Here is a 7596-nt window from a genome sequence, read left to right on the forward strand (position 1 = left end):
TTCTGCCAAAATATCTTTTGAATTTATATTTAACTGTTGGCCAATAGTTTCGGCAACAGAAGAGCGATCGCCTGTTAATAACATCACTCTTAAACCCATACTTTGTAAACGTTGCACTGTTGCTTTAGCGTCATCCCGAAGCACATCGCTAACTCCGATAACTCCAGCTAATATTCCATCCACAGCAATATAAACTGCGGTTTTGCCATTTAAAGAGGGGATATTTTCAGCATTGACAATAATTTCATGGCTTTTCAACCATTCCAAATTTCCCACTAAAGCAGGTTTACCATCTACAACAGCAGAGATTCCTAAACCAGCTTCGGTGTGAAAGTCTGTTGCTGTGAGTAATGAGACACCCTCTTGTTGAGCTTTTTGTAAAATTGCTTTTGCCAAGGGATGACTCGCACCACTTTCCACAGTCGCTGCAACTTGTAATAACCATTGCGGGTTATCTCCGATAATATCGGTAACGGTGGGATGACCTGTGGTTAATGTTCCAGTTTTGTCAAAGACAATAGTATCTAACTCATGTACTTTTTCCAGCACATCCCCACCTTTAATTAATAAACCTCTTTCTGCACCGACACCCGAACCTACTAATATTGCGGTGGGTGTTGCTAAACCTAATGCACAAGGACAAGCAATAACTAAGACGGCGATAGTTAATTTTAAACTTAATAATAGTGGGGAAGTAGAAGTGGAATGTGCCATCATCATCCCTTCATGGTCGGTCATCTGCAACACATTCGGCCAGATATTAGTACCTGCTAAATACCAAAAGAGGAAGGTTGCGGAAGCGATGGTCATTACGCCGTAGGTAAAATAACCTGCCACGGTATCTGCCAAATTTTGAATGGGTGCTTTGCGGGTTTGAGCGGTTTCGACTAATTTAACTATTTGAGCTAATGTAGTTTCCGAACCTGTGTGAGTTGCCTGAATAACTATAGCGCCTGAGTTATTAATAGTTCCGGCAGTAACTTTAGCACCACATTCTTTTGTTACAGGTATAGACTCCCCAGTCAGCATCGACTCATCTATTGTTGTTCTGCCATTACATATTTCTCCATCCACAGGAATTTTTTCTCCGGGCAATACTTGGAGATATTCTCCGACTTTGACTCGTGAAGCTGGAATTTCTACAGACTCAGAATTATTCTCCCCGTTTGGTGGGGGAACTAAATGTGCGGTTGCAGGTTGGAGTGCTATTAATGACTGGAGAGTAGATGCTGCTCGATATCTTGCTTGTTGTTCGAGGGTTTTGCCAAGAAGGATGAAACCAAGGATCATTACTGGTTCGTCAAAAAAGCATTCCCAACCTAATTCGGGAAATAGTAGAGCAACAACACTGGCAATGTAGGCAGTCAGGGCGCCGAGACCAACTAAGGTGTTCATGTTGGGAGCGTTTCGCCAAAGACTTTGAATACCGTCGATGATAATTTCACGTCCTGGTAGTAATAAAGCTAAGGTTGCTAATGCTGCATGAAACCAAATATTGCCCAAAATGGGAATTTCTAGACCAATGAAGTGACCCAGATGTCCCATACCTGAGAGAATAATGAGGAAAGCAGCGATCGCTATCCGTCTAATTTGTTGTTTAATTTCTTGGTTATGCCGCTCGGTTTGTTTTTTGGTTGCGTCTATTTCGGAGGTGTCGAGACGTGGTTGAGTAGGGAAACCGTTATTTGTGAGTTTTTCGGCGAGGGTGTTTGGATCGATCGCCCCTGTTTGGCATTGGACGGTTGCTACTTCGGTTGCGAGGTTGACTAGAGCGGAGATAACGCCTGTTTGTTGGGTGAGTTGGCGTTCGACTGCTTTGACACATCCGGCACATTTCATCCCACTGACATCTAGGGTGATGGTTTCCGATGGGGAGCGATCGATATTTGTTGTTTCTGGTTTGGAGGCGACTTGCATAAAATTTTCTCTACTAATTTGTAAGATGGGAGAAAGAACAAAAAATGGATTTAAAGAGGAAAAGCAGCAAGGAAATTAGATAATTTCTGTGGCTTTAATTCTCTTTTTAAAGTTGTTTATTAACAACTCTAGTATAGAAAGAAAAATAGCGATCGCTCCATAGTTAACTTAATTTTTTAACATTTTCTTCAGGCAGCTTTTATTTATTAATTCAAACTCAATTAAGATTTAATATTATTTATGTCCGGATAATTAGTGATAAAAAAACTTTCTCCTCTTGTTCCATCTTTTTCCTTTATTCTTCATGTTTTTGTTTCCTTCTGAGGAGGTGACTTTTTTTCCTTATTTGTTCTCAAATTCAAGCCTCCTGAGGATTCTGGTCGTTATTTATAACTATTCAACCGGACATGATATAACCTACGACCTCAAACCCATTACCTAAAACCTAGCACCTTCTTCATAAGCTAGATAAGCAGCAGTAATAACATTTCCGACATTTAGAGGCTCCATAGATAAAATTTTATTTTGAGATATAAATAAATTTATCCTGGCAACAAAATTAAATTTCCCGTTTTCTTAACTCTAAACCTATACCTTCCCGATGAGTTCTGAGGTCATAATAAACTACAGCTTTTATCGCTTGCCGAAATGGTAATAACAAAAGATTACCTAATAAACCAATGATATATCGAATTAAAAATGATAGTATCTGAAAACTTGGGTCCCTTGATGGAGTCGGAACTGTAGTTAGTAAAATGCCTTTAATTTCTGTGGCAATAATTTGTTGAATTATACCAATGGGAATTGTTATCAAAACTCCTACGATTAATATCAAAAAAATCCGCCCTACATATCCTTTAGTTAATTCCCAACTACGTCCTATGGTTTGAGTTGCTGTAATATTTTCTTCAACAGCCAAGGGGATATCAATAATAAAAAAACGAATTAATAATCGTAAATAGAAGTTCAAAAAAATGGGGAAAAGAATAATTACAATTAAACCTAAAAATGCTAAAATTCCAACAATTTGTTGAGCAGGATCTTCCATAATAGCAGTGATAATACCAGCAATAATTCCTATCACCATAGAAAAACAAAGCCAAATTCCCATTTCCATTAAAAACAATAGAAACAACGCTAAGAAAAAAGCCCATATTTTAGGAGCCATAATCCGTCTAGCTTCACGCACTGTTTCTGGTTGATTTACTAATTCGCCGAATACCAATCTAGCAATTATCGCACTATTAACAATTGATTTTGCCGAACAATATAAAAATAGCAATAGCCAAATTGGAATGAGTAGTAAAAAAAGCAAGTTTTCTGGCTGACCATACATAAAAAATAGAGGTACAGGAATCAAAGCTAAAAATGGCAATAAAAACCATAAATTTGCTCGAATAGATACACCAAAATATGACTTAAAATTATCTCGATAAATTCTTAAACCAGCACTAAAAACATTTTCTACATTCAGAGGCTTTATAGGTGGAGTTTTATTTTGAAACATAATTAAATTTATTCAAATTAATTGAAGAAAATTAACTTACAAAAAGGTAGTAGTTTTCCTAACACCAGCATTTCTGGAGAGACACAAATAATTTGTTATTACATAGAAAAATTATTATCTACTTTTATCTTTAGATATTTAGGAAAAAGACTTAACAAATTTCATGGTTTCTATCTCTGTTATTCAATATTTTTTTTGAGTATCGAAGCAACTTACTTAGATATATCTTTAATACCCAAAAATATAGATACAGTAATTAACAAAAACATAGCAAAAGATAATATTGGGTCGAGCCTCCAACCCTGAAATAACAAAATTCCTCCACATAATAGCACTGCGGCCGGAAAAAAAATCATAATAAATATCCATTGAATAATTTGAAAAACTTTTTGATTAGAAACAAAATTGTATAGAAAAGTTTTAATTAACAAAAAGACCAATACAATATGTAACAAAAACATAACAAAAAATAATATTGGGTCGAGTCTCCATCCCTGAAAAAGCAAAATAAATCCACACAATAGCATTGCGATCGGAACAAAAATCCATTGAATAATATCAAAAGCTTCTCTAGATGATGCTTTTTTTCGGGATTCATTCAAAATTAATAGGGCTAGCAACATATCTAATAACGCAAGTAAACTCAGAAAATTTAAACCAAGATTTAGCATTTTATATTCCTTCGATTATTCAGACAAAAGCTAATATATAGACTTAACGAGGTCATAACTCAGATAGGGGAGCCGTCGGATACAAATTTTAGAAAAGTCAATATTAACTGAAAACTGCTCAAATTCTGAGTAATGTTTACATTAGAAAATCCTAAGCATAGTTAATATTGCCCGACTTGAAATATTTGTTCAGCGGTTAAATTAAGTTCTGGAAAAGTTGGGGAACTCACTACATCTTGACCTCTAAATAAATTAATCGCATATTCATTTTCAACTAAATTACAAACCGAAATAGTTGGTTGTTTCGGGTCTCCAATATAGCGCCTACCTCCTAACCCTAAATAATCAACTATCCAATACTCGCCTATCCCTAATTTTTCATATTCTCCAAGCTTAGTTAAATAATCATCTTGCCAATTAGTACTTACTACTTCTATGGCTAATTTAACACTTTTACCTTGAGTAATAGTCGATCGTTTTTTCCACATTGGCTCATTTTCCATAGCATTATCATCTAATACCACTACATCAGGAATATAAGCCAATTTATCCGAATCTATGGCTTTAATTAGTCCCTGTCGATGGATAAAAAAAGGCAAGTTCAGACGCTCAATATTAACTGATAGTTTTGAAGCTAGAAAACCAGCTACTTTTTCGTGAGTTCCAGTAGGTTGCACTTCAACAATTTCTCCATTATGTAGTTCAAATCGACCATAACCATCAGGATACCAGTCCCAAAACTCCTCTAAAGTCATTAACTTAATATCCGGTTTTTCTGCTGAAATAAGCATCTTAAATACTCCTAATAATTTCGGTTTTGAAGAAGGCAGAAGGCAAAAGATAAATCTATTTGGTTCTCAGGAAAAATTCACGGAGGAAAAGCAGCAAGAAAATTAGATAATTTCTGTAGTTTTAACTGGCTTTATTTAAGTTATTTCCCCATAACTCTAATATAGGAAAAAAAGTAGCGATCGCTCCATATTTAACTGAATTTTTTAACATTTTCTTCAGATGCCTTGTTGACCATAAATCAAAACTATAGGTATCGGAATTAAAGCTAAAAATGGCAAAAAATACCATAAAGTTGCTCTAATAGCTACACCAAAATAAGACTTAAAATTATCTCGATAAATTCGGATACTAGCACTAACAACATTCCCTACGCTTAAAAGTTTAGTTAGTTTTATTGGATTTTGAGACATGGCTAAATTTACAACTGATAACTGATAACTGAAATGACCCTACTACAACAAAACTAAATTTCTTGTTTTCTTAACTGTAAATCCATACCTTCTCGACGTGTTCGGAGGTCATAATAAACTAGAGCATTTATAGCTTGCCAGAATGGTAATAAGAAGACATTACTTAATAATCCAATACTATATCCCATGAGAAATAATAGTAATTGAAAGCTGGCATCTGTTGGGTTAGCAGGAATAGTTGCTTTCAGAATATTTTCGAGTATTCCAGCAATAATTTGTACAATTATCCCAATTGGTAATGTCACTAAACTTGCGATGAACAATACAACAAAAATTCGCCCTACATATCCTTTTGTTAATTCCCAGCTACGTCCTAAAGTTTGAGTCGCTGTTATATTTTCTTCTACAGCTAAAGGCATATCAAAAACAAAAAAACGAATTAATAATCTAACTATAAAAATTAAGGCAATAATAAAAATAACAATTCCAATTAAAACTAAAACTACTATAGTTCCCACATTTGGCTGACTAGCATTTGCCATTCCAGCAATAATACCAGCCAAAATTCCAATAACCACAGAAAGAATCAGCCAAATTCCAATTCCAATTAAAAAAAATAGAAAAAATGCTAGGAAAAAAATCCACATTTTAGGTTTTAAAATACGCCTAGCTTCACGAACAGTTTCTGGTTGATTAGCTAACTCTCCGAATACTAACCTAGCAATTATGGCATTATTAATAATTGACTTTGCCGAAGAATAAATAAACAATAATAACCATACAGGAATTAATAATAAAAAACTTGAACTATTGGCTTGATTATAAATCAAAATTAAAGGTATGGGAATCAAAGCTAAAAATGGCAAAAAAGACCATAAAGTTGCTCGAATCGCTACACCCAAATAAGGCTTAAAATGGTCTCGATAAATTCTCATCCCAGCACTAACAATATTCCCAGCACTTAGGGGTGCAATTGGTATTGTTGAATTTTCAGACATAACTAAATTTATCTCAATTATTTGCAGTGAAAATTTTATATTTATCTTAAACTAATCAAAGGTAACTATTAGGAAAACTTAATGAATATTAACCGTTGGATTAGACGTAGAGAAAAAAATTGGCAGCATTTAGACTCTTTATTAAGGCAAGTAGAAAAAAAGGGATTAAAATCATTGCCAGCAGCTCAAATCAGGGAAATGGCCAGTTTGTATCGTTCTGTATCGGCAGATTTTGCCCGTGCTAAAACTCACCAAGTGGGTAATATTCTGGAGCAAGATTTGCAGAGGTTGACTACTCGTGGTTACACTCAAATTTATCAGGGAAACCAGAAGCAGGAATGGCAAGCAGTCTGGGAGTTCTTTCGTTGGGGGTTTCCAGCAGTGGTGCAAAAAACTTGGGCTTATACGGCAGTGGCGACGGCGTTTTTTTTGGTTGGTGGGTTGGTGGCCTGGTGGTATAGTTGGCAAGACCCAGTGTTTATGTCGTTGATAGTGCCAGAATCTTTGATTTCTCAAGTACGAGACCGTCAAGAATTATGGACGGGGTCAATAGTAGGAGTTGAACCTCTGGCTTCTAGTAATATTATGATTAATAATTTACGGGTTTCTTTTTCTGCAGTAGCTGGTGGTATTAGTGGTGGTATTTATACAGTTTATTTGTTGGTATTTAATGGATTATTAATTGGGGCAATTGGCGCTCTAGTTAGTCAACATAATTTGGCTGTTCCTTTTTGGGCTTTTGTATTTCCTCATGGTGCTTTAGAATTACCTGCAATATTTTTGGCTGGTGGAGCTGGTTTATTAATAGCAAGAGCTATTTTATTTCCGGGTAAATATGGTCGAGTTGATGCTTTAAAGTTTTATGGTTTTCAAGCTGCACAGTTGGTTTTTGGTGTTGTAATGTTGTTAGTTATTGCTGGAATTATTGAGGGATTTTTCTCGCCTAGTCCGTTAGTGCCTGATATTTTTAAGTATATTGTGGGAATGGGGTTATTTTTGTTTTTATGTATTTATTTTAGTCAAAAGAAGGGAACAGGGAACAGGGAATAGAATAGAATAGAAATAAAGATAGGTGTACCTTATTAGTTTGAGAAACGCTATCAAAAGAAGAGAACAGGGAACAGGGAATAGAATAGAATAGAAATAAAAGATAGGTGTACCTTATTAGTTTGAGAAACGCTATAATATATTCTTGGGAGTAGGGGTTAGGGAGGAGGGAAATATAGCATATTTCTCCCATAAGAAGTTTGAAGAAGGAGACAGGAGACAGGAGACAGGAGACAGGAGGAAAATTACATGGG

7 protein-coding genes are annotated in these 7596 nt (G+C 35.3%); 1 reads left to right on the plus strand and 6 read right to left on the minus strand.

What is annotated here, in order from left to right; genetic code table 11:
• The 6 genes from D5R40_RS28470 to D5R40_RS28495 all read right to left on the minus strand — a co-directional run.
• The coding region (locus tag D5R40_RS28470) for a heavy metal translocating P-type ATPase (protein WP_134239634.1) at positions 1–1917 on the minus strand (1917 nt) is incomplete at its 3' end.
• A 559-nt stretch (positions 1918–2476) separates the two neighbouring features.
• Positions 2477–3424 (minus strand): DUF975 domain-containing protein, encoded by a 948-nt coding sequence (locus D5R40_RS28475; protein WP_124155557.1) that lies wholly within the window; start codon positions 3422–3424, stop codon positions 2477–2479.
• A gap of 212 nt (positions 3425–3636) precedes the next feature.
• Entirely contained in the window at positions 3637–4095 is a 459-nt protein-coding gene (locus tag D5R40_RS42225) for a Ycf66 family protein (RefSeq protein ID WP_339379471.1), read from the minus strand.
• A 161-nt stretch (positions 4096–4256) separates the two neighbouring features.
• Entirely contained in the window at positions 4257–4886 is a 630-nt protein-coding gene (locus D5R40_RS28485) for a Uma2 family endonuclease (RefSeq protein ID WP_124155558.1), read from the minus strand.
• A 216-nt stretch (positions 4887–5102) separates the two neighbouring features.
• Complete coding sequence (locus tag D5R40_RS28490; protein WP_124155559.1) at positions 5103–5297, minus strand: hypothetical protein; 195 nt, start codon at positions 5295–5297, stop codon at positions 5103–5105.
• A 53-nt stretch (positions 5298–5350) separates the two neighbouring features.
• Positions 5351–6295 carry a glycerophosphodiester phosphodiesterase family protein gene (locus D5R40_RS28495; protein ID WP_124146136.1) on the minus strand — a complete coding sequence of 315 codons (945 nt, stop codon included), beginning with the start codon at positions 6293–6295 and terminating at the stop codon, positions 5351–5353.
• Positions 6296–6376: 81 nt separating this feature from the next.
• Here D5R40_RS28495 and D5R40_RS28500 point away from each other — a divergent pair, with 81 nt between their 5' ends.
• Complete coding sequence (locus D5R40_RS28500; RefSeq protein WP_124146137.1) at positions 6377–7345, plus strand: stage II sporulation protein M; 969 nt, start codon at positions 6377–6379, stop codon at positions 7343–7345.
• Positions 7346–7596 lie beyond the last annotated feature (251 nt).

The sequence above is a fragment of the Okeania hirsuta genome, from assembly GCF_003838195.1.
GTDB classification, from domain to species: domain Bacteria; phylum Cyanobacteriota; class Cyanobacteriia; order Cyanobacteriales; family Microcoleaceae; genus Okeania; species Okeania hirsuta.

What these genes read in the sequence shown, in the direction of transcription:
- D5R40_RS28490 (WP_124155559.1), bottom strand. Translation starts at nt 5,297, where the DNA reads ATGTCTCAAAATCCAATAAAACTAACTAAACTTTTAAGCGTAGGGAAT.
- D5R40_RS28495 (WP_124146136.1), bottom strand. Translation starts at nt 6,295, where the DNA reads ATGTCTGAAAATTCAACAATACCAATTGCACCCCTAAGTGCTGGGAAT.
- D5R40_RS42225 (WP_339379471.1), bottom strand. Translation starts at nt 4,095, where the DNA reads ATGCTAAATCTTGGTTTAAATTTTCTGAGTTTACTTGCGTTATTAGAT.
- D5R40_RS28475 (WP_124155557.1), bottom strand. Translation starts at nt 3,424, where the DNA reads ATGTTTCAAAATAAAACTCCACCTATAAAGCCTCTGAATGTAGAAAAT.
- D5R40_RS28485 (WP_124155558.1), bottom strand. Translation starts at nt 4,886, where the DNA reads ATGCTTATTTCAGCAGAAAAACCGGATATTAAGTTAATGACTTTAGAG.
- D5R40_RS28500 (WP_124146137.1), top strand. Translation starts at nt 6,377, where the DNA reads ATGAATATTAACCGTTGGATTAGACGTAGAGAAAAAAATTGGCAGCAT.